22 protein-coding genes and 1 tRNA gene are annotated in these 24,835 nt (G+C 69.6%); 13 read left to right on the top strand and 10 right to left on the bottom strand.

Annotation, left to right across the window (positions count from 1 at the left end; translation table 11 throughout):
* Positions 1-72: 72 nt before the first annotated feature.
* Positions 73-678 (bottom strand): general stress protein, encoded by a 606-nt coding sequence (locus FBZ83_RS04290; protein WP_145681247.1) that lies wholly within the window; start codon positions 676-678, stop codon positions 73-75.
* 83 nt (positions 679-761) lie between these two features.
* The gene (locus tag FBZ83_RS31330; protein WP_172428305.1) at positions 762-908 is read right to left on the bottom strand and encodes a hypothetical protein; all 147 of its coding nucleotides are present in this window, start codon (positions 906-908) and stop codon (positions 762-764) included.
* 108 nt (positions 909-1,016) lie between these two features.
* Between FBZ83_RS31330 and FBZ83_RS04285 the strand changes: the two genes are divergently transcribed.
* From FBZ83_RS04285 to FBZ83_RS04275, 3 genes are all read left to right on the top strand, one after another.
* Positions 1,017-1,580, top strand: coding sequence for an ankyrin repeat domain-containing protein (locus FBZ83_RS04285; RefSeq protein ID WP_145681246.1), 564 nt, complete (start codon positions 1,017-1,019; stop codon positions 1,578-1,580).
* A gap of 7 nt (positions 1,581-1,587) precedes the next feature.
* Positions 1,588-2,595, top strand: a complete 1,008-nt coding sequence (locus FBZ83_RS04280; RefSeq protein WP_145681245.1) for a cobalamin biosynthesis protein CobD/CbiB — start codon at positions 1,588-1,590, stop codon at positions 2,593-2,595.
* A gap of 198 nt (positions 2,596-2,793) precedes the next feature.
* Complete coding sequence (locus tag FBZ83_RS04275; RefSeq protein WP_145681244.1) at positions 2,794-3,624, top strand: hypothetical protein; 831 nt, start codon at positions 2,794-2,796, stop codon at positions 3,622-3,624.
* A gap of 191 nt (positions 3,625-3,815) precedes the next feature.
* On the opposite strand, the gene FBZ83_RS04270 is transcribed toward FBZ83_RS04275, so the two are convergent.
* The 3 genes from FBZ83_RS04270 to secA all read right to left on the bottom strand — a co-directional run bounded on the left by FBZ83_RS04270 (position 3,816) and on the right by secA (position 8,943).
* The gene (locus FBZ83_RS04270) at positions 3,816-5,357 is read right to left on the bottom strand and encodes a DEAD/DEAH box helicase (RefSeq protein WP_247888137.1); all 1,542 of its coding nucleotides are present in this window, start codon (positions 5,355-5,357) and stop codon (positions 3,816-3,818) included.
* 253 nt (positions 5,358-5,610) lie between these two features.
* On the bottom strand, positions 5,611-6,057 hold the full coding sequence (gene mscL / locus FBZ83_RS04265; RefSeq protein WP_145681243.1) for a large conductance mechanosensitive channel protein MscL: 447 nt from the start codon (positions 6,055-6,057) through the stop codon (positions 5,611-5,613).
* A 135-nt stretch (positions 6,058-6,192) separates the two neighbouring features.
* Positions 6,193-8,943, bottom strand: a complete 2,751-nt coding sequence (secA, locus tag FBZ83_RS04260) for a preprotein translocase subunit SecA (RefSeq protein WP_145681242.1) — start codon at positions 8,941-8,943, stop codon at positions 6,193-6,195.
* 405 nt (positions 8,944-9,348) lie between these two features.
* Here secA and FBZ83_RS04255 point away from each other — a divergent pair, with 405 nt between their 5' ends.
* From FBZ83_RS04255 to FBZ83_RS04215, 9 genes are all read left to right on the top strand, one after another.
* Positions 9,349-10,287: a peptidylprolyl isomerase gene (locus FBZ83_RS04255; protein ID WP_145681241.1), complete on the top strand. Its 939-nt coding sequence runs from the start codon at positions 9,349-9,351 to the stop codon at positions 10,285-10,287.
* A gap of 188 nt (positions 10,288-10,475) precedes the next feature.
* Entirely contained in the window at positions 10,476-11,714 is a 1,239-nt protein-coding gene (gene argJ, locus FBZ83_RS04250; RefSeq protein WP_145681240.1) for a bifunctional glutamate N-acetyltransferase/amino-acid acetyltransferase ArgJ, read from the top strand.
* Positions 11,715-11,742: 28 nt separating this feature from the next.
* On the top strand, positions 11,743-12,261 hold the full coding sequence (locus FBZ83_RS04245; RefSeq protein ID WP_145681239.1) for a GNAT family N-acetyltransferase: 519 nt from the start codon (positions 11,743-11,745) through the stop codon (positions 12,259-12,261).
* Complete coding sequence (locus FBZ83_RS04240; protein WP_145681238.1) at positions 12,261-12,704, top strand: (deoxy)nucleoside triphosphate pyrophosphohydrolase; 444 nt, start codon at positions 12,261-12,263, stop codon at positions 12,702-12,704. Before FBZ83_RS04245 ends, FBZ83_RS04240 begins: the two co-directional genes overlap by 1 nt.
* A 439-nt stretch (positions 12,705-13,143) precedes the next feature.
* Positions 13,144-15,072 (top strand): DNA helicase RecQ, encoded by a 1,929-nt coding sequence (recQ, locus tag FBZ83_RS04235; RefSeq protein ID WP_145681237.1) that lies wholly within the window; start codon positions 13,144-13,146, stop codon positions 15,070-15,072.
* Positions 15,073-15,153: 81 nt separating this feature from the next.
* Positions 15,154-15,228 (top strand) — tRNA-Thr (locus tag FBZ83_RS04230).
* Positions 15,229-15,310: 82 nt separating this feature from the next.
* Positions 15,311-16,882, top strand: coding sequence for a glycosyltransferase (locus tag FBZ83_RS04225; protein WP_186465973.1), 1,572 nt, complete (start codon positions 15,311-15,313; stop codon positions 16,880-16,882).
* A gap of 169 nt (positions 16,883-17,051) precedes the next feature.
* Entirely contained in the window at positions 17,052-17,465 is a 414-nt protein-coding gene (locus FBZ83_RS04220; protein WP_145681235.1) for a hypothetical protein, read from the top strand.
* 46 nt (positions 17,466-17,511) lie between these two features.
* Positions 17,512-18,426, top strand: a complete 915-nt coding sequence (locus FBZ83_RS04215) for a DMT family transporter (RefSeq protein WP_145681234.1) — start codon at positions 17,512-17,514, stop codon at positions 18,424-18,426.
* A gap of 3 nt (positions 18,427-18,429) precedes the next feature.
* Here FBZ83_RS04215 and FBZ83_RS04210 read toward each other — a convergent pair whose 3' ends face one another.
* The 3 genes from FBZ83_RS04210 to FBZ83_RS04195 all read right to left on the bottom strand — a co-directional run bounded on the left by FBZ83_RS04210 (position 18,430) and on the right by FBZ83_RS04195 (position 21,392).
* The gene (locus tag FBZ83_RS04210; RefSeq protein WP_145681233.1) at positions 18,430-19,713 is read right to left on the bottom strand and encodes a TRAP transporter large permease; all 1,284 of its coding nucleotides are present in this window, start codon (positions 19,711-19,713) and stop codon (positions 18,430-18,432) included.
* The gene (locus tag FBZ83_RS04205; RefSeq protein ID WP_247888136.1) at positions 19,713-20,222 is read right to left on the bottom strand and encodes a TRAP transporter small permease; all 510 of its coding nucleotides are present in this window, start codon (positions 20,220-20,222) and stop codon (positions 19,713-19,715) included. Before FBZ83_RS04205 ends, FBZ83_RS04210 begins: the two co-directional genes overlap by 1 nt.
* 132 nt (positions 20,223-20,354) lie before the next feature.
* Positions 20,355-21,392, bottom strand: coding sequence for a DctP family TRAP transporter solute-binding subunit (locus FBZ83_RS04195; protein ID WP_186465972.1), 1,038 nt, complete (start codon positions 21,390-21,392; stop codon positions 20,355-20,357).
* 116 nt (positions 21,393-21,508) lie between these two features.
* Between FBZ83_RS04195 and FBZ83_RS04190 the strand changes: the two genes are divergently transcribed.
* Positions 21,509-22,177, top strand: a complete 669-nt coding sequence (locus FBZ83_RS04190) for an OmpA family protein (RefSeq protein ID WP_247888135.1) — start codon at positions 21,509-21,511, stop codon at positions 22,175-22,177.
* Between the two features lie 15 nt (positions 22,178-22,192).
* Here FBZ83_RS04190 and tagF read toward each other — a convergent pair whose 3' ends face one another.
* Complete coding sequence (gene tagF / locus FBZ83_RS04185) at positions 22,193-22,837, bottom strand: type VI secretion system-associated protein TagF (RefSeq protein ID WP_014239131.1); 645 nt, start codon at positions 22,835-22,837, stop codon at positions 22,193-22,195.
* Entirely contained in the window at positions 22,837-24,828 is a 1,992-nt protein-coding gene (gene tssM, locus FBZ83_RS04180) for a type VI secretion system membrane subunit TssM (protein ID WP_247888134.1), read from the bottom strand. The genes tagF and tssM overlap by 1 nt, the downstream gene beginning before the upstream one ends.
* Between the last annotated feature and the right edge of the window lie 7 nt (positions 24,829-24,835).

Genomic DNA, 24,835 nt, shown 5'->3' with positions numbered 1-24,835 from the left:
GCCCGTGTATAGGGGAAGCCCGCCACGAAGGCCATGACCTGGGTCAACGGGCGCCAGCCGGGCCTTCGGGGTTCAGGTCTCGGAGCCGGACTGCGCCACCTCGTGCACCTCCACCGGCTGGGCGGCGTGCCGGTTCATGATCTCCAGCGCCTGCTGCTCGCGCCCGGCGTCGGCCAGATTGACCCACAGCAGGATGCCGCCCTTGTCGAGGTGCTGGAGCATCGGCTCGTTGCGCTTGTCGGTCAGCCAGTTCGACATGACCGAGCCCATGGCGCCGCCGCCCACGCCCGCCGCCGCCGCTGCGGCCGCCGCGGCCAGGGCCGTGCCGCCGGTCGCCAGGACGGCGCCGGTCGCCAGGATCGCCCCGACATAGGCGGGGAATCCGACCGCCACACCCTTCACGCTGCCGACATCCTCCGGCGAGACGTAGGACTGGCGCGGCGCGTCGGGATCGTGGGCGATGTCCTCCGCCCGCTGCGGCACATGGCCGAGATGATCGCGGATGGTCTGGTCGTTGGCGAGCACGCTCAGCTCATGGCGCTGGAAGCCGGCCAGGGTCAGCTCGTCCACGGCCTTCTGCAGGGCGTCACGGCTGGCGAAGATGCCCACGGCCTCGCGCACGGCGCCGCGCAGATGGCCGGCGGAGCGGTTCGCGTTCGCATCACTTTCGAAGGTCATGGCGGTCTTCCCCTGTTGCGCTTCCCGGTTGAGCTTCAACCATGGGCGCGGAGCGGAGGTTCCCGCCGGGACACCGGGCGGCGTCAGGGCTTTCCCGCGGCGGCGGGCGGAGTCACCACGCCGCGCGGCTCCGGCATGGTGCCGAGGAACCACCACAGCCCCAGCGCGATCAGCGCGGCCTTCACCGCCAGAAACAGGGCGATGTGGCGGGCGAGCGGGTTGCGAACCATGGGCGGCTCCATTGCAGCGGGTCGCCGTCGCCAAACCGGGCCAAACTGGATAGTATCCCCGGCCGAAAGACGGATCACACTCACACGGATCGCACAAAAGGACGCGCCATGAAACGGTTGCTGATGCTCAGCCTGCTGGCCCTCGGCCTGACCGCCCCCGTCGCAGCGCCGGCCCTGGCCCAGATCAACCTTCTGGAAGGTCCCTCCATGGTCAAGGCGGTGACGTCCAACGACGTCAGCGCGCTGCGGCTGCTGCTGCTGAAGGGGGAGAACCCGAATCAGGTCGATTCCAACGGGCGCCCCGTCCTGCTGGTGGCCATCGGCAATGGCCATCCCGAACTGGTGCGTCTGCTGCTGGACGGCGGAGCCAACCCCAACCGCGCCGACAAGGCCGGCAACACCCCGCTGCACTACGCGGTGGAAGCCGACACGCCGGAGGCGGTGGACCTTCTGCTGGCCAAGGGCGCCAAGGTCGACCAGGACAACCGCCAGGGCATCACTCCGCTGATGACCGCGGCGCGCTTCGGCCGGGTCGATCTGGTGGAGCGGCTGCTGAAGGCCGGGGCACAGGCCGACCGCACCGATTTCACCGGCCGCACGACGCTGAGCTGGGCGCAGGACAGCCGCAACGCCCGCGTGGCGAACCTGCTGCGCCAAGCCGGCGCGCGCTGAGGCCGCCATGGGCGACGCGCCGCTCACCGCCCTCCTCGGCGCCGCCCCCCTGAACGGTCCGGGGCCGCTGTTCCTGCTGCTGCTGGCCCTGGCCATCGACGCCGCCGTCGGCGACTGGATCGGGCGCGTCCTGCCCGACCCGGCGGCGCTGGCGCAGCGCGTCTGCGCCTGGGCCGACCGGCGGCTGAACCGGGTGGAGCGCGGCAAGACCGCCCGCCTGCTGCGCGGCGCGTTGGTCGTGCTGGCGCTCGTGCTGGTCGCCGTCGCCGTCGGCCTGATCGTCGAGCGGATCGGCGCGCAGAGCCGCGGCTGGCTGCTGGAACTGGCGGTGATCCTCGCCACCCTGCGCGGGCGCAGCGCCTGGGCGCGAGTGCGCGCGGTGCGCCGCGCCCTGGACAAGGGCGGCGTCGCCCCGGCGCGGGAGGCCGTCGCCCCCCTCACCCGCCGCCACGCCTTCAGCTTGGACGAGCACGGCATCGCCCGCGCCGCCATCGAGGCCGCCGCCAAGGGCTTCGCCCGCAAGCTGGTGGCGCCGGTCTTCGGCTACGCGCTGCTTGGCGTGCCCGGCCTGCTGGTCTGGGCGGTGGTCGACGGCGCCGACACCGCGCTGGGCCACGCCGGTGTGCGGCACGCACGCTTCGGCCAGACCGCGGCGCGGCTGGACGACGCGCTGAACGCCATCCCGGCGCGGCTGGCGGCGGTTCTCCTGGCGCTGGCCGCGCCCTTTGCCGGAGCGAAGGCCGGCGGCGCCTTCCGCACGATGATGCGGGACGGCGGCAAGGCGGCCTCGCTCAACATGGGCTGGCCGACCGCCGCCATGGCCGGCGCGCTGGGGCTGGCGCTGGGCGGGCCGCACCGCGATGGCGGCGTGGTCATCACCGAACCCTGGATCGGCGAGGGCCGCGCGCGGGCCACCACCGCCGACATCGGGCGGGCGCTGGCGGTCTACGCCGTGGCCGGGTTGATCCTGGCGCTGCTGGTGGCGCTGCTGCTGTGGGCGGTGGCCGGCCCCTGAGGACGCCTGTCGGCAGATCGAACGCCAAAGCACGCCCGCACACAGTCGCATGAAGAGAAAAAGAAAGAATTCACTCTCTTGATTGCCGATTGATCCCGCGCAAAGATCACTTCCGACGCATAGGCCTGAAGACTTCACACCCGTCAACAGCAGGCGCGTGCGGCTTCTCTGTCCTTCAACGGCATCAGGGAGCGGGTCATGACGATCGCGGATACCCAGGGCACCGCCGTTCCTCCACCCACCGGACCGGAGCCGCCTCGCGCACCGGAACCGGAACGATCCTTTTGGGCACGGTGGGGCGCTGCCTTCTGGATCGTCCTCCTTCTTTCCGCCTTCTTGCTGGGCCCATTGCTGTTCTTCACGCCAAAGCCGTCCGATTATGCGGAGGACATCAAGCGCGATCGGACCTTTTACGACAGCCACCTTTACCGGGCCAATCCACTTCTCCAGTGGACCGTCGAGTTCTTCGTCGATCGCCACGAATGGACGTGCGAAACGGTCAATGAAATTCAGGGGCGTATGGAAAAGGAAAATTATAGCAGAGAAAATTTCAATCCCAATCTCATCCATGTCATCCAATGCCACCTCAACATCTGGGACTATTACATGTCGAGATCCCAGAAACTGTCATACACCCTATCCGTTATATCGCTGGTGGTGACAACATTGGTGGCAAGCGGATCAAAGCTCTTTCCAAAATCGGAGCGCTTCAATGGAGCCCTGGCCTGGCTTTCCGCCGTCATTGCCGGTTTGATCACGTTGAACCAGCCGTCCGAAGCCTACACACGCTTCCACGATGCCTGGGTACTGGTCAACACGCGCCTCAATGAATACAAGCTTTCCGGAGCCGAGCACAAGAAATACGAAAAAGAGCTTCTCCGCTCTTATTTCATTGCCGAAACAATCATAAACAAGGGCAGCACCGTTTCTGAGGAGTTGCGCAAGTCCGCCGAGTCAATGAGGACCACGCCACCAACCGCGCCGGCAACCGAGAAAAAAGATGACCCGATGTACGAAGCCAAGAAATAGCGCTTAAAGCGGATTGCAATCCGCTTCGGACCGCGACGGCGGTCACGGCTGCATCTGCGGCCGAAGCCCGGCCGGCGAATGAGGCCATATGAATCTAAAGCGAATGAAAATTCGCTTTGGTCCACTCAAGGCACAAAAAAGGCACGGACCCGAAGGACCGCGCCTTTTTTTATGTCAGCGGGGAACCGCTGTTACCACTTGGACGCCCGGTGCGCCGGCTTGCCGCCCTGGGAGTCGCGGCGGGCGTGACCGCCGTGCTCGTTGCGGGCATGGTCGCTGCGGCCACCATGCTCGTTGCGGTTCATCGGACGGCCCTGCGGACGGCCACCCGGGGCGCCGTTCGGCTTGCCGCCCTCGGCACCGCCGTTGGCGTTGCGCACCCAAGGCTTCTTGTTGTAGCCGCCGCCGTTGCCACCGCCCGGACGACCACCCGGACGCCCCGTCGGACGACCGCCGCCGCCGGTCTGGAACGGACGCTGCGGCTCCAGACCCGGAACGACGTGGATGTCGAGGCGGGTGCCGGTGTAGCGCTCGATGCGGAACAGGGCGTCGCGGTCGGCGCGGGCGGCGAAGGAGATCGCCACGCCCGAGGCGCCCGCACGGCCCGTGCGGCCGATGCGGTGGACATAGTCCTCCGCCGAACGCGGCAGGTCGAAGTTGATGACGTGGGTGATGTCGCGCACGTCGATGCCGCGCGCCGCCACGTCGGTCGCCACCAGCAGGCGGACCTGGCCGGTGCGCAGGCGCTGGAGCGTGCGGTTGCGCTTGAACTGGTCCATGTCGCCGTGCAGGGCGGCGGCGGCGTGGCCGGCGTCGCTCAGCTCCTCGGCCAGCGCATCGGCGTCGCGCTTGGTGGCGGCGAAGATGATCGCCTTGCCGACCTCGGGCAGGTCCGCGAAGTGCTTCAGCAGGCGGCGCTTATGGTCCATGTCGTCGGCATGGTGCAGGCGCTGCTCGACGTTCACCGAGGTGGTGGCGCTTTCCACGGCGACGCGCACCGGGTTGCGCAGCAGGTTGCCGGCGAGCTGGGCCATGCGGCGGTCCAGCGTGGCGGTGAACAGCAGCGTCTGGCGGGTGTCCGGGCAGCACTTGGCGATGGTTTCCACATCGTCCAGGAAGCCCATGTCGAGCATGCGGTCCGCCTCGTCCAGGATCAGCACCTCGACGGCGCTGAGGTCGATGCGGTTGCGCGACACGTGGTCGAGCAGACGGCCCGGCGTGGCCACCATCACATCCACCGCCCGCGACAGCAGACGGAGCTGGTCGCGGTAGGGCATGCCGCCGACCACGTCCACGATGTTGTACTTCATGAACTTGGCGTATTTGCGGGCGGCGTCGGTGACCTGCTTGGCCAGCTCGCGGGTCGGGGCCAGCACCAGCACGCGCGGGGCGGCCACGCCGAGGCGCGGCAGGTCGACGGTGCGGGTCAGCGCCGGCAGCATGAAGGCGGCGGTCTTGCCGGTGCCCGTCTCGGCGGTCGCCAGGATGTCGCGGCCTTCCAGGGCCGGCGGGATCGCCTCGGCCTGGACCGGGGTCGGGGTGTTGTACTCGAACGCTTCCAGCGCCTTCACGACGAGCGGGTGGACGCCCAGCCCGGCGAAAGCGTTGGGGGTAACGGTGTCGGTGGTGTCGGTCACGGTTGCGTCGGCGACGGCGGTCTCGGTGACAGAGGCCTCGGTGGCAACGGTCTCGACAACGAGGGCGTCAGCGGCGGTCATTTCGATGGACGACAAGTAGGGTAACCTTTCCTCAGGACCAAGACGGCGCACGGCCGCCGCACCAGGATGGTGAGCGGTGGAACGCCGGCGTTTTCGCCGGGAGGAGGTCGGAAGAGGGAGAGGCGTCTGTCCGAAGCTACGGGTGGCCGGGTCCCAAGGAAGGCCATCCCGAAATATCAAAGCGCGTCTCGCTCAAGAGACGCGCGAGCCTCCAGCGATCAAGACGCCTTACATAATGGGTTGCGCTGCACAATCCAAGAAGATTCTTTCACGCCCCCGGTCGAGTCGTGTCCCCCGGGGCGGGTGCCTGCCGTGCGCGCAGCGCATCGCGGATCTCCTCCAGCAGAACCTCCTGGCGGGGCGGCGCCTTCGGCTTGGAATCATGCAGGAAATGCAGGCGGTTGACCTGCCGCACGATGAGGAACAGCGCCCCCGCGACGATGAAGAAGTTGATGAGCGCGTTGATGAAGCGGCCGTAGTTGATGGTCGCCGCCCCCGCCGCCTCCGCCGCGGCGAGGCTCTCGTAATGGCCGCCGGACAGGTTCAGGAAGTAGTTGGAGAAGTCGATCCCGCCCATGACCCAGCCGATGGGCGGCATCAGCATGTCCTTGACCAGCGAGTTGACGATGCCGGTGAAGGCCGCGCCGATGATGATGCCGACGGCCAGTTCCACGACGTTGCCGCGGCTGATGAAGGTCTTGAATTCCTGCAACATGGCTGCGCTCCCGCTTGTTGACCGGAAGAACGCCACAGCCCAGCCGAAGTTTCCAGGGCCGCAAAAGGAAAGGGGCCGGACCCTGCGGCCCAGCCCCCCCCGGAATGTTCCTGACGGCGTTCTGCGCGGCGGCGCTTAGCCGACCTTGCCGTGGCAGTGCTTGTACTTCTGGCCCGAGCCGCAGGGGCACGGCGCGTTGCGCGGCGTGTTCGCCCAGGCGTTGGGGTCGGCCCCCGGCACCACCGAGGCGACAGCCTCGCGACGGACCATGCCGGCGGGCAGCGGCGCGTCGGCCGGCGGGTAGCCCTGGGCGGCCCCGGCTCCCGCCTCGGCCATCGCCAGCGCCGGATCGTCGCGGCCCTCGTGCATCTCCTGCGGCGGGCGGGCGTACAGTTCCTCCGGCTGCGGGGCGATGCGGATCTCGACATGCATCAGCACGGCGGTCACCTGCTCGCGCAGGGTCGACAGCATGGTCTCGAACAGCTCGAAGGCTTCCCGCTTGTACTCGTTCAGCGGGTCCTTCTGGGCGTAGGCGCGCAAGGAGATGCCCTGGCGGAGATGGTCGAGCTGAAGCAGGTGATCCTTCCATTCCTGGTCGAGGATCTGCAGCAGCAGGCTCTTCTCCACATGGCGCATCGTGTCGGCGCCGTAGGTCTCCACCTTCTCCGCATACTTGCGGTCGGCGGCCTCGCGGACACGCTCCTCGATCTCCGGCTCGGCGATGCCCTCCTCCTTGGCCCAGTCGGCGACCGGCAGGTCCATACCGAGGAGTCGGTTCACCTCCTCGTGCAGCCCGGCGATGTCCCAGGCCTCGGAGTAGGAGTTCGGCGGGATCGCCTTGTTGACCATGTTGGAAATGACCTGATGGCGCATCTCCAGGACGGTCTCGGCAATGTCCTCGGTGTCCATGATCTCGCGACGCTGCTCATAGACGACCTTGCGCTGGTCGTTCATGACGTTGTCGAACTTGAGCAGGTTCTTGCGGACCTCGAAATGGTGGGCCTCGACCTTGGTCTGGGCCTTCTCCAGCGCCTTGTTGATCCAGGGGTGGATGATCGCCTCCCCCTCCTTCAGGCCCAGGCGCTGCAGCATGCCGTCCATGCGCTCCGACCCGAAGATGCGCATCAGGTCGTCGTCCAGCGACAGGAAGAACTTCGACGCGCCCGGATCGCCCTGGCGGCCCGAACGGCCGCGCAGCTGGTTGTCGATGCGGCGGCTCTCATGCCGCTCCGTGCCGACGACGTAGAGGCCGCCGGCCTGCTTGACCAGCTCGCGCGCCTCGGCCACCTCGGCCTCGATCTGCTTGACCTTGGCGTCACGCTCCGGCCCCTCGGGCAGGTCGGCCAGCTCCATCTGGATGCGCATCTCGACATTGCCGCCGAGCTGGATGTCGGTGCCGCGGCCGGCCATGTTGGTGGCGACCGTGACGGCGCCCGGACGGCCCGCCTGCGCGACGATGTAGGCTTCCTGCTCGTGGTGGCGGGCGTTCAGCACGTTGTGCGGGATGCCGCGCTTCTTCAGCAGCTCGGCGATCAGCTCCGACTTCTCGATGGAGGTGGTGCCGACCAGCACCGGCTGCTGGCGCTTGCGGGCGTCCTCGATCAGGTCGGTGATCGCGTCGTACTTCTCCGACGCCTTGCGGTAGACCTCGTCGTCCATGTCCTTGCGCTGGACCGGCACGTTGGTCGGCATGTCCACGACCTCGAGGCCGTAGATCTCCGCGAACTCCGCCGCTTCGGTCATCGCCGTGCCGGTCATGCCGGCCAGCTTCGGGTAGATGCGGAAGTAGTTCTGGAAGGTGATGGAGGCCAGCGTCTGGTTCTCGCGCTGGATCGTCACCTTCTCCTTGGCCTCCAGCGCCTGGTGCAGTCCCTCCGAATAACGGCGGCCCTCCATCATGCGGCCGGTGAACTCGTCGATGATGATGACCTTGTCGTCCTTGACGATGTAGTCCTTGTCGCGCTGGAACAGCGTGTAGGCGCGCAGCGCCTGCTGGGAATGGTGGACCAGCGCGACGTTCTGGATGTCGTACAGCCCGCCCGCCTTCAGCAGCCCGGCTTCGGACAGAAGCTGTTCCATATGCTCCTGCCCGGCCTCGGACAGGCTGACCGTGCGGTTCTTCTCGTCCAGCTCGTAGTCGTCCCGCGTCAGCTGCGGGATCAGGCGATCCACCTGCACGTACATTTCCGACGAATCGGTCGACGGCCCGGAGATGATCAGCGGGGTGCGCGCCTCGTCGATCAGGATCGAGTCGACCTCATCGACGATGGCGAAGTTGAAGGGCCGCTGGACCATGTCCTCCAGCCGGAACTTCATGTTGTCGCGCAGATAGTCGAAGCCGAATTCGTTGTTCGTGCCGTAGGTGATGTCGGCGGCGTAGGCGGCGCGGCGCTCCTCGTCGTCCAGCCCGTGCACGATGCAGCCGGTGGTCAGGCCGAGGAAGCCGTAGATGCGTCCCATCCAGGCGCTGTCGCGCGAGGCCAGATAGTCGTTCACGGTGACGACGTGGACGCCCTTGCCTTCCAGCGCGTTCAGGTAGACGGCCAGCGTGGCGACCAGCGTCTTGCCTTCGCCGGTGCGCATCTCGGTGATCTTGCCCTGGTGCAGCACCATGCCGCCCATCAGCTGCACATCGTAATGCCGCTGCCCCAGCACGCGCTTGCCCGCCTCGCGCACGGTGGCGAAGGCGTCGGGCAGGATGGCGTCGAGCGTCTCGCCCTGCGACAGCCGGCCGCGCAGCCAGTCGGTGCGGGCGCGCAGGGCGTCGTCGGAAAGCGCCGCCAACTCGGGCTCCAGCGCGTTGATCTGCTGGACGGTTTTTTGCAGCGCCTTGACCGTGCGCGTGTTGGCGGTGCCGAAAATCTTGCGGGCGAGCGCACCGAACATGAAAACCTCGGGGGTGGAACGTCGTGAAGCCGGCTTTTTGACCGGTCTCACATAGGCCCGAAGCAAGTTTCTGTCAACGAGACCCGCCCCTTTGCCCGGCCCTTTGCCGCGCGCATCGCGGGGGTGCGGGCTCCGCATGGGGTGTGGAACGGCGTGCGGCGCGCCCTGGAAGCACCACCGTTCCGCCGCCATATCGCCTTGAACAGGATGGAAGCAAGGCGGCATGGCCGTGCATCACGACCGCTTGCCCCGCGCCGCGAACCCATGCTTAATCCCCCGCGGATTCGGGCGCGGGGCCGGATCGTCCGCACAGCCGCCACCAAATCAACGGCCGCCGCCAATCATAAGACGTTCTGTCATGCCATTGACCGTGACAAGACACATCCGCCGGAAGGAAAAGACTCCATGGTGAATCGAGTGTTCCGCGCCGCCCTGCTGTCGATGGCCGCCTGCGGCCTCGCGCTGGCCGCACACGCCCAGACTCCGGCTCCCGCCGCTCCGGCCGCCCCCGCGGCGTCGGCCGCTCCCGCCACGGCGGACGCCGATCCGGTGGTGGCGCGCGTCAACGGCGAGGCGGTCCACCGCTCCGACGTCCAGCGCATGGTTGCCCAGCTCCCGCCGCAGGTGCAGCAGATGCCGCTGGAGATGATCTACCCGGCGGTGATCGAGCAGCTCGTGAACTCCAAGCTGGTGGCCGAGGCCGGCTACAAGGCCAACCTCGCCGGCACGCCGGAGGTCAAGGACGAGATCAAGCGCGCCGAGGAGCGCGCGGTGCAGCGCGCCTACATCCAGAAGGAAGTGCAGTCGCGCATCACCCCGGCCAAGCTGGACGAGGCCTATCAGGCCTTCCTGAAGCAGAACCCGGCCCAGGAAGAGGTCAAGGCCAGCCACATCCTCGTCGAGAAGGAGGATGAGGCCAAGGCGATCATCGCCCAGCTCAAGAAGGGCGGCGACTTCGCCAAGCTCGCCAAGGAGAAGTCCAAGGACCCGGTGGCCGCCGAACAGGGCGGCGACCTCGGTTACTTCACCAAGGACACGATGGTCGAGCCCTTCGCCGACGCCGCCTTCGCCATGAAGAAGGGCGAGGTGAGCAAGGAGCCGGTGAAGACGCAGTTCGGCTGGCACATCATCAAGGTCGAGGACAAGCGCACCCAGCCGCAGCCGTCCCTCGACGAGGTGAAGCCGCAGCTCGAGCAGCAGCTCAGCAAGGACATCGTGACCAACGTCGTCGATGACCTGCGCAAGGTCGCCAAGGTCGAGACCTTCCAGCTCGACGGCTCGCCGATGCCGAAGGAAGAGCCGGCCCCGGCCGCGCCCAAGGCCGAAGAGCCCAAGAAGAACTAAGGTCCGGCAGCGGTTGCCCCCACCCTTCCCACGGCTGACGCCGCGGGCCCCTTCCCTCCCCCGCTGCGCGGGAGAGGGAGACAATTCCCTCCCCTGCGAAGCGGGGGAGGGTTAGGGAGGGGGCAAGCGCCTAGCATCCCAACCACCGCCCAACATCCCCGCTCCACCAGCCCCACGAGCCCGTCCCCATGGCCACGACCGTCTCCCCCTTGGCACCCGCCGGCTTCCCGACGCTCCCGCCCGTGGCGGGCGTGCGCATCGCCACCGCCAACAGCGGCATCCGATACAAGGGCCGCGACGACCTGATGCTGGCCGTGCTCGACGAGGGCACGACGGTGGCCGGCGTGCTGACCAAGTCGCTGACCTGCTCCGCCCCGGTGATCTGGTGCCGCGACAGTCTGCCCCGCGGCTCGGCCCGCGCGGTCGTGGTCAACGCCGGCAACGCCAACGCCTTCACCGGCAAGGCCGGCGACGCCACCGTCCAGGCGACGGTCGAGGCCGCCGCCACGATCGCCGGCTGCGCCACAGACGAGGTCTACGTCGCCTCCACCGGCGTGATCGGCATCCCGCTGGCCGCCGACGCCATCGCCAGGGTGCTGCCGGGCATGGTCCCGGCGCTGAAGGACGACTCGGCGGCGCTGGAGGCCGGGGCGCGGGCCATCATGACCACCGACACCTTTGCCAAGGGCTCGACCCGTCAGGTCGCCATCGGCGGGACGACGGTGACGATCAGCGGCTTCGCCAAGGGCTCCGGCATGATCGCCCCGGACATGGCGACCATGCTGGGCTTCCTCTTCACCGACGCCGCCATCGCCGCCCCGGCGCTTCAGTCCATGCTGTCTGAGTTCACCGAGCGCAGCTTCAACGCCATCACGGTGGACGGCGACACCTCGACCAGCGACACGCTGCTGCTGTTCGCCACCGGCAAGGCGGGGAACGCCCCGGTGACCGACGCCCAGGCGCCGGATCTGGCAGATTTCCGCAAGGCGCTGGAGGAGGTGATGCTCGACCTCGCGCTGCAGATCGTGCGCGACGGCGAGGGGGCGACCAAGTTCGTCTCGATCACGCTGGTCGGCGCCGAGAACGACGTGGCCGCCAAGCGCATTGCGCTCACCGTCGCCAACTCCCCGCTGGTCAAGACCGCGCTGGCCGGCGAGGACGCCAACTGGGGCCGCATCGTCGCCGCCATCGGGCGGGCCGGCGAGCGGGCCGACCGCGACCTCATCAAGATCACCATCGGCGGCACGCTGATCTGCGCCGAGGGCATGGAGGTTCCGGGCTACGACGAGGCGCCGGTCGCCGCCCACATGAAGGGCCAGGAGATCGACGTGCACATCGACCTGGGCATCGGCACCGGCAAATCCCGCGTCTGGACCTGCGACCTGACCCACGGCTACATCGACATCAACGGCTCTTATCGGAGCTAAGGCCGGAGCCGAGACCGGACTTGGTGTCATGACCGGCGCGCCCCTGCCCGACCGCCTCGACACGGCGCGGCTGACGCTCCGCCCCTTCCGCCCGGAGGATGTCGAGCGTTTCGCGCCGCTGATCGGGGAGTGGGAGGTGGCGCGCTGGCTCGCCCGCGTGCCCCACCCTTACGGCCTGGAGGACGGGCACGCCTGGGTCGCCCTGGCCGCCCGCAACCGGGCGGAGCGCGCGTCGCTCGACCTGCTGGCGGTCCGTAGGGACGATGGTCAGCCGGTCGGCGGCATCGGGGTGATCCTGGCGGACGGCGAGGTCGGCTATTGGCTCGGCCGGCCGCACCAGGGCATCGGCTATGGCACGGAGATGCTGCGGGCCGTCGTCCCCGCCGCCTTCGCGCTGGGCCTGCCCCGCCTGTGGGCGCGGACCGCGCCGGACAACCACCGCTCCCGCCGCGTGCTGGAGACGGTCGGCTTCACGCCGCTCGACGATGCCGACCATTATGAATTGACCGCCGGACGCTGGCGGTTCCTCACCTCGGAGACCGCGTGATGCCGGCCTGCTTCGATCCCTCCTCCACCCCGGCCCTCGGTTCCCTGCCGACCCTGCTGGTCGTCGCGGTCGCCCTGGTGGACGCCGACGGCCGCGTCCTGCTGGCCCAGCGCCCGCCCGGCAAGTCTCTGGCCGGGCTGTGGGAGTTCCCCGGCGGCAAGGTCGACGCGGGCGAGACCCCGGAAGCCGCCTTGGTCCGCGAACTGAAGGAGGAACTGGGCATCGACACGGCGGCGAGCTGCCTCGCCCCCTTCACCTTCGCCTCGCACAGCTACGAAAAATTCCACCTGCTGATGCCGCTGTTCGTCTGCCGTGTCTGGGAGGGCGACGTGACGGCGCGGGAGGGACAGAAGCTCGCCTGGGTCTACCCGAACCGCATGGGCGACTATCCCATGCCCCCCGCCGACGTTCCGCTGGTGGCGATGCTGCGCGACCTGTTGTAGCCGGTTGGGGATTTGCAACGCGGGGGAATTGCGCTACCTTGTCGGGAGTGGCCGGCAGGTGCTGCTAACACCCACCGGCACGCTCCTAGTGCTTAGCCGACGGTGATGCGGATTTCGATCCGCCATCGCCGCCACTGGAGCACCAGGAAAAAGGGCATTTTTGGCATGCCTCTTTCTCCTTTCGAAACGGCGGGTGGCCAAGTCCACCCGCCGTTTTCACTTACACACGATCGGATGCATTCGCGCCACAGTTTTTCCCGCGTCGCGCGATGCGCCACCCTTGTCCCCACACCTTTTCCGGATTGCGGCTTCACGAATCGGGTGATCTGTGCCACATCATAGCCGTCGCGTTCGGGATCGCATCCCGGCCACCGGATTCTGACCCGAACGCCAGATTCCAAATCGTCCAGAGACGGACCCGCATCTGAACCGCATCGGCGTGGACTCGCTCTTCAATTTCAAGGCCCATCCGGCGGAGCCGGCCCAGGACCCCGACGGCAACCCCGCCCTGGAGGTGCTGCGGTCGGTCTTCGGCTATTCCGCCTTCCGCGGGCAGCAGGCCGACATCATCGCCCACGTCATCCGTGGCGGCGACGCGCTCGTCCTCATGCCCACGGGCGGCGGCAAGTCGCTGTGCTATCAGGTGCCGGCTCTGGTGCGCGACGGCGTGACGGTAGTCGTCTCTCCGCTGATCGCGCTGATGCGGGACCAGGTGACGGCGCTGCGCGAGCTGGGCGTGCGGGCGGCCTTCCTCAACTCCTCCCTCGACGCCGGCGAGGCGCGCGAGGTGGAGCGGGCCATGGTCCGCGGCGAGATCGATCTCGTCTATGTAGCGCCGGAGCGTCTGGTCACCCCGCGCTTCCTCGACCTGCTGGACCGCACCAAGCTCGCCCTGTTCGCGCTGGACGAGGCGCATTGCGTCAGCCAGTGGGGCCATGATTTCCGGCCCGAGTATCTCCAGCTCTCCATCCTGCACGAGCGGCACCCGACCGTGCCGCGCGTCGCGCTGACCGCCACGGCGGACGCGCAGACCCGCGCGGAGATCAAGGACAAGCTGGGGCTGACCGAGGCCCGCGTCTTCCTGTCCAGCTTCGACCGGCCCAACATCACCTACCGCGTCGTCCCGAAGAAGAGCGAGCGCCAGCAGATGCTGGCCTTCCTGCGGGAGAACCACCCCGAGGACGCCGGCATCATCTATTGCATGTCGCGGGCGAAGGTGGAGGACACCGCCAACTGGCTGAACCAGCAGGGGCGGGAGGCGCTGCCCTACCACGCCGGGCTGCCGTCGGAGGTGCGCGAGGCGAACCAGGACCTGTTCATCAAGGGCGAGGGCATCGTCATGGTGGCGACGGTGGCCTTCGGCATGGGCATTGACAAGCCGAATGTGCGCTTCGTCTGCCACCTCGACCCGCCCAAGAGCCTGGAAGCCTATTACCAGGAAACCGGCCGCGCCGGACGCGACGGCCTGCCCGCCGACGCCTGGATGAGCTACGGCATGGCCGACGTGGTCGGCCTGCGCCAGATGCTGGAGCAGTCGGAGGCCGGCGATTCCCACCGCCGCGTCGAACGCTCCAAGCTGGAGGCGCTGCTCGGTTTCTGCGAGACCTCGGCCTGCCGCCGCAAGGTGCTGCTGAATTATTTCGGCGAGACGCTGGAGGCGCCCTGCGGCAACTGCGACACCTGCCTGGAGCCGGTGGAGACCTGGGACGGCACCGTCGCCGCGCAGAAGGCCCTGTCGGCGGTCTACCGCACCGGCCAGCGCTACGGCGCCGGGCACCTGATCGACGTGCTGCTGGGCAACGCCACGGAGAAGGTGGCGCAGCAGGCCCACGACGCGCTGAAGACCTTTGGCTGCGGCAAGGAGCTGTCGAAGGCGGAATGGCAGTCGGTCTACCGCCAGCTCGTCGCCGCCGGCTACCTGACGGTCGATCTGGAGGGTTATGGCGGCTTCCGCCTGACCGACGCGGGCATCCCGGTCATCAAGGGCCAGCAGACGGTGAAGCTGCGCAAGGACCCAGTCGTCGAGAATCGCCGCGGCGTCCACGACGCGCTGCGCCGCCACGTCTCCCGCGGCGGCTCCGCCTCCTCCAGCGGCTTGTCAGGAGAGGGCGTGTCGCGGGCGGGTGCGCGCGGTGCCCTGTCGCCGGCCGACGACGCGCTGTGGCACGCGCTGAAGGACTGCCGCACCGAGTTGGCACGCGCGCAGGGCGTGCCGCCCTACGTGATCTTCCACGACAGCACGCTGCTGGAGATGGTCGCGACGCGTCCGACGGACCGCGCCGCCTTCGCCCGCCTGCCCGGCGTCGGCGCCCGCAAGCTGGAGCGTTATGCCGACCCCTTTTTGGACGTCATCCGCCAGAAAGGATAATTTTATCCATCTCCCAAAAAAGCGCTTGCGCCGGTCCGCCCCCCCGGTTAATTTCCGCGCCCACGACGCACCGACGTCGGCGCCGCAGTAGCTCAGGGGTAGAGCAACTGATTCGTAATCAGTAGGTCCGGGGTTCAAATCCCTGCTGCGGCACCACTCTAAGGCCCTGGAAGGTAACGCCTTCCGGGGCCTTTCCATATGTGGCATGACTCATCGCGCCCTTTTCCCAGCACGGCCGATGTCCCAACCGCCCACCACCGCCCTTATCACCGACCTCGCCGCCGCGTTGCGCCGGCCCGTGACGAGCGGGCACGACCTGAAGGCCATCGAGACGCTCTGCGCGGCCTTTCTCGACCGGCCCAGGGCCGAGCGGGCGCGGGCCGCGCGCGAACTGCCCCGACTGGCTCCGGGGGCGGACACCGTCCTGCTGCTGTCGGCCATGGCCGCCGTCTCCGGTGATCTGCGCTATTACGACGAACTGCTCGACGCGGTGGAGGGCAACATCGCGCAATCCGGGCTGGAGGGGCTGCTGCACATCCACGCCGGCATCGGGCGCCAGCTCTTTTTGATGCGCATGAACCTGGCGAGCCGACCCGGCTTCTTCGAAGATCGGCAATTCCCCTTCTACCGCCGCATCCTCGACGAGATCCGCCGCCGTCAGGCCGTCGTCCCACCCGCCCGCCAAGCCGGGGGAGCGGACACCGGGCGGGTCGTTCTGGTGACCAACCAGTTCCTGTCGCTGCGCCACCAGCCGTCGCGCGACCTGCTGTCCTACGCTGCCCTGCTGGAGGAGCGCTGCGGGCGGGAGGTGGTGATCCTCAACACCAACATCATGCCGGCCGAGGTGCACAGCCTGTTCGTGCCCTCCTTCGCGGCGTCGGTGGAGCCCGCCTTTTCCGGCGACCAGCGGATCGAGGCGGACGGGCGCAGTTATCGGATGCTGTCCTCGGTCGAGCCCTGCGTCAGCCCCGGAAAGATCGCTTGGTTCCTGGAGGCCATCGCGGCGCTCGATCCCGACTCCGTTCTGTCGCTCGGCGGGTCGTGCGTCGTGGCCGACCTGATGGCCGGGGCGCGCCCCACCCTGTGCATCCCGACCACCAGCGGGGCCACCCTCTCGCTGGCCGACATCGTGCTGGATTTCGGCGGCGGGGCGGCACCCGACCACGGGCCGCTGGCCCGCTCCTGGCGTCCCTTCCGCTTCCTGCATTCGCTGGCCGGGGCCGCCCCGAGGAAGGAAGGATCGCGCGCCGCCTTCGGGCTGGAGGAGGATGCCTTCGTCTGCACCGTTGTCGGCAACCGGCTGGACGAGGAGGCGGATGGCGCTTTCCTCGCCATGCTGGAGGCGCTGTTCGACCGCGTGCCGCACGCCGTCGCCGTCTTCGCCGGGCACGCCGACGCCCTGCCCCGGCGGCTGGCCGCGTCACGCCACGCCGAGCGGCTGCGCGGCCTGGGCTATGTGTCGGACATGGGCGCCCTGCTTGCGGTCTGCGACGCCTATGTGAATCCCCGGCGGACCGGCGGGGGCGCCAGCGCCGCCGAGGCCCTGGCCGCCGGGGCGGTGCCGCTGTCGCTTCCCGGCGGCGACGTCGCCAGCGTCGTCGGTCCGCGCTTCACCCTCCCCGACTACGGCGCCTTCGTCGAGCGGCTGGCCGCTCTGGCCGCCGATCCCGCCACCCTGGCCGCCGCCGCGCAGGAGGCCCGCGTCCAAGGGTCGCGGCGCAGCGGACCGGCGGAGGCCGCCGCCGCCCTGTCGCACCATCTCGACGAGGCGGCGGCGCTGTTCCGCAGCGGGCGTCCGTCGGAAGAGTGATCCGGGCGACCTGAGCCGGGCCGCCGCCGTCAACCGCTTTATCGCACAGGCGGAGCAAACTCCCGGCTTGCTTTGGCGCCGGTGCCTTTCCAATATTCCGCGCTCCCCGACCGGGCGTCCGCTGGGACGCCGCGGCGGGTGTCTTATTTTCTGCAACGAGGACCTTTTCATGCGCGCCTTCGACGGCCAGCATTCCGACAACGTCGCCATCAAGCGCACGCGGGAGCAGAAGCAGCTTCAGCTCCAGCAGTTGAAGGAGCAGCTCGCCACCCTGAAGTCCCACGCGGCCCCGGCGATCCGTGAAGCGCTGGTCAAGCGCATCGCCGAGCTGGACGCGGAGATGCGCCAGCCGCCGAAGCCGCCGCGCGAAGGCCGCGGCGACGGTCCCCGGGGCGAGGGGCGCGGCCCCCGTGGCGATGGCCCGCGTGGTGACGGTCCCCGCGCCGACCGCCCGCGCCGCGAGGGCTTCTCCCGCAGCGAGAGCTTCCGGTCGGATGGCCCGCGCGGTGATGGTCCCCGGGGCGATGGTGCGCGTGGCGATGGTCCCCTTTCGCCCTTCGCCTCCCCGCGCCGCCGCGGCTGAGTCGCGGAACCCACCTTGATGCGTCCAGTCCGATGAGTCGCCAGCCGTGAGCGAAAACGCCACCCCCGCCCGCCGCCGCCTGTTCGATCAGGCGTGGCTCCTGATGATGTTGCCGCCGCTGTTCTGGTCCAGCAACGCCGTCCTGGGCCGCGCTGTGTCGGGCGAGGTGCCGCCGGTCGGGCTGGCCTTCTGGCGCTGGACGCTGGGGATGCTGCTGGTGCTGCCCTTCGCGTGGCGGCACCTGCGGCACGACGCGCGGATTCTGGCCGGCCAATGGCCGGTCGTCCTGCTGCTGTCGGCGCTGGGCATCGCCGTCTTCAACACCTTCCTCTATGTCGGGCTGCACACCACCACGGCGCTGAACGCGGTGATGATGCAGTCTTCCATGCCGGTGCTGATCGTGCTGATGAGCCTGGCCCTGTTCGGCGACCGGGTGACCCCGCTGCAAGGGGTGGGCATCGCCGTGTCGCTGGCCGGCGCCCTGACGCTGATCGCGCGGGGCGACCCGGCGGTGCTGATCGGGCTGCAGCTCGCCGCCGGGGATTTGTGGGTGCTGGCGGCGGTGCTCGGCTACGCCGCCTACACCGCCCTGCTGCGCCGCCGCCCGGCGGTGCATGGGCTCAGCTTCATCGCCGTCACCTTCGCGGGCGGCGCGGCGATGCTGCTGCCCTTCTACCTGTGGGAAAGCGTCGGCGGGAACCCCATGCCGATCACCCCGACGGCGCTGGGGGCGGTTGCCTACGTGGCGCTGTTCCCGTCGATCGCCGCCTATCTCTGCTTCAACCGCGCCGTGGCCCTGGTCGGCGCCAACACCGCGGGGATGTGCATCCATCTGATGCCGGTGTTCGGGAGCATCCTCGCCATCCTGTTCCTCGGCGAGCAGCCCCACCTCTACCACGCCGCCGGCATCGGGCTGATCGCGGCGGGCATCCTTCTGGCCACCCGCCGCGCCAAGAGCTGAGGGTTACAGGTAGCCGAGCTTCCGGGGCAGCCAGAGCGCCAGCTCCGGGACGAAGGTCACCAGGATCAGCGCGCAGAGCATCGCCGCGACCATCCACAGCACCCAGCGCACTGTCGATTCCATGCTGATGCCGGCCACCCGCGTGGTCACCATCAGGTTCACCGCCATGGGCGGGGTGAACTGGCCGATGGCGAGGTTCATGGTCAGCATCACGCCGAACCACACCGGGTCCCAGTGGAAGGCGGTCATGATCGGGGTCAGCAGCGGCAGCAGGATCAGGAAGATCGACACCGCGTCCAGCACCATCCCAAGCGCCAGCAGCGCCACGTTCAGCAGCAGCAGGACGAGGACTTCGCTGCCCACTCCTTCGATCGCCATGGCGGCGACCCGGTCGAAGGCGCCCATCGTGCTGCCCGCCCAGGCGAAGACGCTGGACAGCGCGATGATGAGCAGAACCACGGCGGACATCTCCGCCGCCTCGGCCAGCACCTCGTACAGCTCGCGCCAGGTCAGGCTGCGGTAGACGAAGACGCCGACCGCCAGACCGTAGAAGACGGCGACCACCGCCGCCTCGGTCGGAGTGAAGGCGCCGGTGCGCAGGCCGCCCAGGATGATGACCGGGGCCAGCAGCCCCCAGATCGCCTGCCGCAGGCTGCGCCAGAAGGGCGGGCGCGGCCCGGCGTCCTTCAGGCCGAAGCCGTGCTTGCGCGACAGCCAGATCGTCGGGGCCAGCAGCGACAGGCCGGCCAGGATGCCGGGAATCATCCCCGCCGCGAACAGCGCCGGCACCGACGCCTGCGGCACCAGGACGCTGTAGATGATGAAGGCGACCGAGGGCGGGATCAGGATGGCCGTCGCCGCCGCCGCCGCGATCACGCTGGCCGAGAAGGGCTTCGGATAGCCAGCCTTGTGCATGGACGGGATCATCACCGTGGCGACCGCCGCCGCGTCGGCGGGGCCGGAGCCGGAGATGCCGCCCATCACCATGCAGACCAGGATCGCCACCACCGCCAGCCCGCCGTTCTTCGCCCCCACGATCGAAGAGGCGAAGGTGACGAGCTGCTTGGCGACGCCCGCCCGCTCGAAGATCAGGCCGGCCAGGATGAAGACCGGGATGGCCAGCAGCGGGTACTTGGCGATGCCGGCGTAGACGTTGGTCGGAACCGACAGGATGCCGAGTTGCGCGTCCAGGATCGCCAGCGACCCCGCCAGCCCCAGGGCCACCGCCAGCGGCGCGCCGATCACCAGCAGCAGCAGAAAGCCGCCGAACAGAATCGTCAAGGCCATCAGGCGGTTCCCTTTGCCGTGCGGATCAGGCGTCCGATCACGCGCAGGCTGACCACCGCCGAGAGCAGCGGGAGCCACGCCGTGTAGAGCCATTGCGGGTTGCCCAGGCCGGGCGAGGTTTCCTCGAACCGCCACTGGTCGTAGGTCAGGCGCCCGCCGTACCAGACGAGCAGGCCGAACATGGCGAGCGCCGCCGTCCAGGCCACCAGCTCCGTCACCCGGCGGACGGGCGGCGGCAGCTTGTCGGCGAGGAAGGTGATGCGGATGTGCCGGTCGGCGGCGGCGGCGACGGCGGACCCGAACAGCGTCATGACCACCAGCAGGAAGATCGAATATTCCTCGGTGAAGGCCAGGGACACGTCGGTCAGGTAGCGCGTCACGACGTTGGCGAAGGTGACGAGGCACAGGGCGGCCATGGACAGGGCGGCCAGCGAACGCTCCAGCGTCACCGGCACCCGCGTCTTGGGCTGCTCCGTCGCCATGCCGGCTTCCAGCAGATCGTTGTTCATCGGAATGGTCTCAGCAAAGGCGGGAGCCGGCCCCCTCCCCAACCCTCCCCCGCCTTCGGCGAGGGAGGGAGCAAGCCCCTCCACCGCGACGCGGGGGAGGGGGTGGGGAGGGGGGAACGGCATGCGGCAGGCTTACTTCCGGTCGGCGACGGAGGTCTCGGCGGCCTTCACGAGGTCGGGACCGATCGTCTTGGCCCACTTGTCGTAGACGGCGCGGGTGGCGGTCTGGAACGCCTTCTGCTGCTCGGGCGTCAGCTGCACGACCTCGACGCCCTGGGCGGCGATGTCCTTCAGCAGGCTGTCGTCCTGGGCGGTGATGCCCTTGCGGGCGATGGCGACCTCCTCCGCGGCGGCCTGGACGGCGGCGGCGCGCACCGCCTCCTGGTCCTCCTTGGACCAGCTGTTCCAGACCTCCTTGTTGACCACGAAGATCAGCGGGTCGGCGACGTAGCCCCACAGCGTCAGGTGCTTCTGGCCGAGCGTCGGCAGCTTGCCGGCGACGAACACGCCGACCGGGTTTTCCTGCCCGTCGACGGCGCCGGTGGACAGGGCGGGCTGCGCGTCGGCCCAGCTCATCTGCGTCGGGTTGGCGCCCAGCGCGGTGAAGGTGTCGAGGTAGAGCGGCGAGCCGACGACGCGGATCTTCAGCCCCTTCAGGTCCTCCGGCGTGCGGATGGTACGCTTGGAGTTGGAGACCTCGCGGAAGCCGTTCTCGCCCCAGGCCAGCGGCACCACATCCTTGGTGGCGAGCAGGTCGAACAGCTGCTTGCCGACCGGTCCCTGGGTCAGCGCGTCCATCGCCTTGTGGTCGGGCATCAGGAAGGGCAGCGAGAAGAGGTTCAGCTCCTTCACCTGCGGCGACCAGTTGATGGTTGAGCCCACGGCCATGTCGATCACGCCCTGGCGCAGCGCGGTGAATTCCTTGGTCTGGTCGCCGTTCACCAGGGCGGAGCCGGGATACATCTTCACGTTGATGCGCCCGTTGGTTTTCTCCTTGACCAGCTCGGCCCAGCGGTCGCCGCCGATGCCCCAGGGGAACGGCTTGCCCAGCACGGTGGACAGCTTGTACTCGGCCTTGTAGTCCGCCGCCGCCGCGCCGTTGGCGAGCACGCCCGGCAGAACCATGGCGGCCAGCGCCAGACCGGCGAACAGCGCCTTCATCGACTTCATTCTTGTTTCCTCCCACATACCGCAAACGAAAGATCGGACCGGGATCGTACAGAGGCACGCACGTCTGTTCCACGCGGAATTTGACGGCCCGCCCCCAAGCCTGGGACAATGCGGTCATGCAGATGCGGATGTTCCCAACAATCGGGATTTTGGCGGCCGGGTTGGTCCTTCCCGCGGCGGCCGCCCTGGCGCAATCGGCGGCACCCGCCGTCCCGCTCGGCCCGAACCCCAGCGAGTGCGAGATCCAGGCCGCCTTGTTCGGCGCCGCCGGCCCCGGTTGCCCGCCCATCGTGATGAAGCGCCCGCCGCCGCCGCCCGTCGCGGCGGCATCGCCCCCGGCCCAAACTCCTGCATCGGCCCCCGCACCAACCCCCGCCCCGGTGGCTGTGCCCGCCCTGCCGGGGACGCCGCCGGACCCGCCCGTCGCCGCGCTGAAGGCCGGGCTGCGCGCCGCCTTCCGGATCGGCTTCGACTTCAACTCGGCGCGCATCCGTCCGGAATCGCGGGCGGTGCTCGACCGCATCGGTGCGGTGATGACGGCGCCGGAGGCGGCGACCGCCCGCTTCCGCATCGTCGGCCACACCGACGCGGTGGGCGGCGACGCGGCCAACCGGGCGCTGTCGCAGCGCCGAGCCGACGCCGTGGCGGATTATCTGGCGGAACAGCACGGCGTGCGCCGCGACCGGCTGGACACCGCCGGGATGGGCGCGCGGGAACCGCTGCTGCCCAAGAAGCCGAAGGCCGCGGAGAACCGGCGGGTGGAGATCGTCAATCTGGGAGGGTGAACGTTCCTCCGCCGCCTACCCGTCCAGATCGTCCCAGCCCCGCCGCTCCCAGGCGCCGTCGATGAAGGCGGCGGCGCGGGACGATCGCGGCAGGCCGCAGCAGGTCAGCACCGAGGGCGGAACCCGCCCGCCGCCGCGGCTCCACCACAGGCTGGCGCGGGGCGGCAACGGGCCGACGCGCTCCTCGACCACGGTGGCGACGGTGGGGTCGGCGCCGTTCGGCTCCGGGCGGCCCAGGATCGCCATGCGCGCCGGAAGGGCGTCCACGTCGGCCCCGGCGCGGCAGGCGTCGGCGGCGATGGATTCCGCACGGGTGAACCAGTGCAGGCAGGCCACCGGCACCACCGCGAGGTCGGTGCCGTAAGGCAGCGTGCCGACGATGGTGAAGGGGTACTGCCGGCCCACCCGGTCGGCGCTGGGCATCATGATGCCGGCCAGTGGCGGCTCCCCGCACAGGCCGGGCGACAGGGCGAAGCGCCAGACCGGGGCCGACTGGAACAGCCGCTCCCAGGGCGAGCCGAGCTGGCGCACCGCCGCGTCCAGAACCTCCGTCAGCCAGGCGTCCCAGGGAAGCAGCACGCCGCGCGGCAGGCCGTAGCCCACGAAATCGCCGCGCGCCGGCACCTTCCCATGGAAGCCCACCGCGAAACCGGGGCTCATCAGCCAGCCCCACCGCTGCCCGAGCCTCGTGAGGCCGGCGCGGTCGGCTGGCCCAGCACGTCGAGGACGCGCGACACCAGCGCCTCGTCCGGCGGCACCGGGGCGAAGCCGGCCTCGACCAGGGCCGCCAGATGGTCGCCGAGCGCCCGGCGCTCCGCCTCATGGGCGGCGCCGGGAAGCGTGCGCTGCCAGTCGGCGGCCAGCCATTCGGCCAGAACCGCCGGGTCCAGCGGCTCGCGCCCGCCGATCATGGCGTAGGCGCGCAGGCTCTGCCGCAGCAGGTCGGGCCGCGCCCAACCGGTGCGCAGTTGCTCCTCCAGGCGCAGCACGATGCGCGACAGGAACACGCTGCGCAGCGCCCGCCGGTAGACGTCCTCGGCGGGAAGGCCGACGCGCTCCCCCTGCGACAGGCCGAAGCCGAGCAGGGACGCGCGGCGCTCCGCCCGCTCGGTCCAGCCGGCCGGCAGGGCGCGCAGCGCGTCGAGCGCCGGCAGGACGGCGAGGAAGTCGGAGTCCTCCACCCGCGTCAGCGAGCGCGGCGGGGTGTCGAGGACGCGCAGCCGCTCCTCCGCCACCGCCACGGCGGCCTCCGTCCGCGCCAGCAGCGCCTCGTTGGCGCGGTGGCTGCTCAGCCCGGCCAGCCCGAGCAGCAAACCCGCCGCCGCCGTCCCGCCGAGCGCCCAGACGTGGCGCCGCCGCCGCGTCCGCTCCAGCGCTCGATCGACCCCGACCATGTTGGCCTCGGGGAAGACCACCTCGGGCAGCAGACGCTCCAGGAAGAAGGTCTGGGCCGGCGATTCCGCGGAGGCGCCGGGCTGGGTCGCGCTGGTCAGGTAGATGCCGCGCAGCAGCGGCACCGCCTCCTCGGCCTCCGCGGTGAAGGCGGTATCGACGAGGTCGGCCAGCGCCGCCTCGAAGCCCGCCATGCGCAGCGGGAAGGCGAAGGCGTCGCCGCGCCGCTGGATGTCCGGCTCCTGGTGCAGCCGTTCGGGCAGCCGCTCCTCCAGACGGCGCAGCAGCGCCGCGTACTGCGCGTGGAAGCTGGCCAGCGGGCCGGGCGGCAGGTCCTCCACCGGGAAGGTGATGCCCCAGATCTGGGCGCGCTCCGCCCGGTCCAGCGGGTCGAAATAGGTGGTGAAGCCGTCCACGAGGTCGGCCTTGGTGCACAGCAGATAGACCGGCACGCGGATGCCGAGATGGGCGCGCAGCTCGCCCAGCCGCTGGCGGATGGTGATGGCGTGGCTGTGCCGCTCCGCGTCGCTCCAGCCGGCGAGGTCGGTCAGGCTGATGGTCAGCAGCACGCCGTTCACCGGCTGGCGCGGGCGGTGCTCCTTCAGCAGGTCGAGCAGGCCGGACCAGACGCGGCCGTCGATGGCCCGCCGGCTGTCCTGGGTGGTGTAGCGGCCGGCCGTGTCGATCAGCACCGCCTCGTCGGTGAACCACCAGTCGCAGTTGCGCGTGCCGCCCAGATTCTGCACCGGCATGCCGTCCAGCCCGCCGCCCAGCGCCGCGCCCAGCCGGGCGTTGGCCAGCGCCGTGGTCTTGCCCGAGCCGGGGGCGCCGATCACCAGATACCAGGGAAGCTGGTAGAGATACTGGCCGCCCCAGCGCGCGCCGAAGCGCTGCGTCTTCAGCCGGTCGATCACCGCGTCCAGCCGCTCGCGCACCGTGCCCAGCTCGTCCAGCGAGGCCTTCAGCTCGGGGTCGCGGGCCGCCGCCAGCGCCTCGACGAAGCGGGCGTTGGCCGCACTCTGCCGGCCGTCCTCGCGCCGGTTCAGCGCGTACCACAGGCCGAGCAGGGCCAGCGCCGGCAGCAGCCGGGCGAGGCCGCCGAAGCCGAGCAGCGGCATCACCGCCCAGCCGAGCAGACCGACCGACAGGGCGACCGCGAGCGTGGTCCACCAGCGCAGGCGCGGCGCCATCGCCGGGTCGGCGCGGCGGACCCTGCCCTGGGACTTTCTGGAGCGGGTGTGCGGAGACGGTTCGCTCATGGACCGC

It is taken from the genome of Azospirillum brasilense (genome assembly GCF_007827815.1).
Taxonomy (GTDB): Bacteria; Pseudomonadota; Alphaproteobacteria; order Azospirillales; family Azospirillaceae; genus Azospirillum; species Azospirillum brasilense_C.
This window is presented reverse-complemented; position numbering and strand designations above follow the sequence as displayed.